General features: G+C 55.4%; 2 protein-coding genes. Both read right to left on the bottom strand.

What is annotated here, in order from left to right; translation table 11 throughout:
- Positions 1–415 (bottom strand): invasion associated locus B family protein (locus ACR1XV_RS21355; protein WP_480535038.1); only part of this gene is annotated, 415 nt, incomplete at its 3' end.
- Between the two features lie 34 nt (positions 416–449).
- On the bottom strand, positions 450–2,887 hold a 2,438-nt coding region (locus ACR1XV_RS21350), incomplete at its 5' end, for an autotransporter outer membrane beta-barrel domain-containing protein (RefSeq protein ID WP_480535036.1).

The following is a 2,887-nucleotide window of genomic DNA, read 5'->3' as shown; positions in this document are numbered from 1 at the left end:
TGAGAACAGTAAGCGTCTGGGAGGACTGCAGGTTTTCCATACCATCAGCATCCGGTGCAATATCAGCGACACACCCGACAGTTTGCAGGCAGGTCGAAAAGGATCCAACCGAAAGATCGCCAGTCCCGGTAGAAAACCTGACGCCTTCTTTGAGTTGGAGGCCAAAAGGCGTAATCAGGGTCAGCTTGTCGGGATTGGCAGTGAAAACAGCAGAAATGACCCTTTGTTGTGTGTCGGCTTGCCTGAGTTCCTGAGAAACCTGGCAAGTGCGTGTTGTTTCGGCGCTCTCGGTTTTGCTGGCGGTTTTGCATTGCACCGCCCAGACACCATAGGTTTCTGACAGCGCGTTGGGCTCCTGTGCGGAGCTTGCACCAGTTGTCAGTGCAAAAGCGACGGCTGCCAAAGTCTGTCTCATGAAGCCGGAACGCAGTCCTATTATTTGAACCCATTCAGAACTCGATCTTGACACCAAAGCTGCCTCCCAGTGTTTTGCCCGAACTCAGGCTGGTTCCGAGTACCGAACCAGCGGTCATTTCTGCAAAGATTGCGGAACGGGCTCCGTTTGCGGAATTCCATTCATAAGACCCACCAAGTCCGATTTCTCCCCGCCAGGGACGGGATTCCTGTATCAGCGTGGTATCGTCTGAGCGCACTGCGGTGGTCGCATCAAACAGGTGGAACACGTTGGCCGACAGGTAGACGCTGCTTTGCGCATCACCGCGGTCTGGCGATTGGTATTCCAGGACACCACCTACCCGGAGCTCCGAGGTCGAGCCATCTTCGAGAGAGACGATCTCACCGCTTGATCCGGTGAAACTGTCGAAATCAACATCATAGTACATGTACTGTATTTCTGGCGTGATCGAGAACGCATCGCTCAACGCAAAGGTCTTGCCGATCTCAAGAGAGGCCGCATAACCTGAACCGCTATTATCTTCGACTAGGGATTCTCCGTCGAAAGACAGATCGCTTTCGAAATCCGCATATTGCAACTGTGCGTCGACATACAAACCCGAAGCGTCATACCATGTGAGGGTCGTGCCAACCCCAACTGCGTCACTGTCGGCACTCCCACCGCCGATCGACGAAGATCCGGACAAAGATGCAGAGCCATAGAAAGCTCGGAACCCTCCGACAAGGCGGCCGCTCCCATACTCCCCGAGAAGCGTGTCCACGCCCATTTCAAACTTGAATGTGCTAATGTCATATTCGGAATCCGAGATGCCAAGCTCAAGCGCGGTTGTTGAGGTGTTGAGGTCAAGGTCTGACCTGCCACCAGAAACCTTCATCCAAAGGCCGGCTTCTACGCAGTCACGGCTGTCCTGCCGGATCTCAGGCTGGATTGCATCGTTGCACAATGGATCACCGCCAGCTAGCCACGACCGACCCTGAACGCGCTGGCTGTGACCTTCGAGCGTGTTCAGCGCATTCAGGTTTTGCGGGTAGGCTTCATAGATCAGGTTCGACGGCAGAAACTGGCGCTGAAGGAACCACTGGGACCCAACCAGGGCAAGCTCATATGCAACCCCGCCAAGATCAACGGTATCGCCCACGAGTTGAAAATCGCCCTCAGAGGTTGCACCCTGTACGTCTACAAGGAGAATGTCATTGCCGCTGGCCTCGCCAGATGAGATATCCGCGACAAAGATCGTTGTTCCGCCTGCAACAACATCACCGGCAATCACCAGTGTATCAGCAAAATCAGCTGTGGCATCGGCATCGAGCTGTAATGCACCATCACCGGAATAGTCGCCGCTCACCATAAGCACATCTCCGGTCACATTATCCCGAAGATCGATCGCTCCGGCATTACGGATGCTCCCAATGACGTTGATCATCGATACGGACCCAGAGGTGTTTTGGTACCTGCCACCTGCAAGTGTCACCAGATCACCCGTCAGGTCGAAATCACCCCAGTTGCTGATGACACCACCAGCCCCCGCAATCATCCCGTGCCCTGGCCCACTGGCAACAGTCAGGGTCGATCCAAATTCAACTGCGCCGTCCACAACGGTGATCGCTTCCCAGTTCTGAAAAGCGGAACCGTCCACGGTGCCATCCCAACCATCGAACAGGACATTGTCATCCATTCCCGCTCCACCATCAACGAGACCGGTCAGGCCCGACAGATCCGCACTACCTGTGAAGGTCAGCATGTCATCGCCGTCAAGCATGTCGATGGTTCCGGCGCCGGTCAGGATGCCCGCGACATCAAATGTGTCATCGCCTGGTGTAAAAGTAAGTGCACCTTCCAGATCAAGCGTTGCGCCAGCGAAGACCCTCGCCGTGCTCACATCAGAGATCCCAGCCCCGGCGGCTACAGTCATTGTGCCTGAATTGGTGAAACTCTCGATCTGAGCGGGGGCCGCGCCCCCCAGCACATTGAAGGTACCACCATTGTCCAGATGACCAGACAGGTTAAAGTCTCCCGTCCCGTCTATCGTTGTGATGCCGTTATTGAGCATGTCCCCGTTGGCATTCAGAACACCGGCGTCCAGGTTGATGGTCCCGGTGCCAGCGGTGGAGAGCAAACCGGTCACGTTAAACGTGCCGCCGTCCTGATCCAGTTCACCCCCGTCTTCAATACTCGCCGTGCCACTCACATTCACCGTGTTGGTATCGAGATTGAACAGTCCGCTGCTGGTCAGGTTCTCAATATCCAACGCATCCAGACCACCCAGCACATTGAAAGTGCCGCCATTGTCCAGATCGCCGGTCAGGTTCAGATCGCCAGTGCCCTGCAGATTGGTGATACCGTCATTGAGCATATCTCCGTTGGCATTCAGAACACCATCATCCAGGTTGATGGTCCCGGTGCCAGCGGTGGAGAGCAAACCGGTCACGTTAAACGTGCCGCCGTCCTGATCCAGTTCACCCCCGTCTTCAA

Source organism: Ruegeria sp. AD2(2025), from assembly GCF_056542385.1.
The sequence above is the reverse complement of the archived record's forward strand: the minus strand, read 5'-3'. Positions and strand labels throughout refer to the sequence as shown.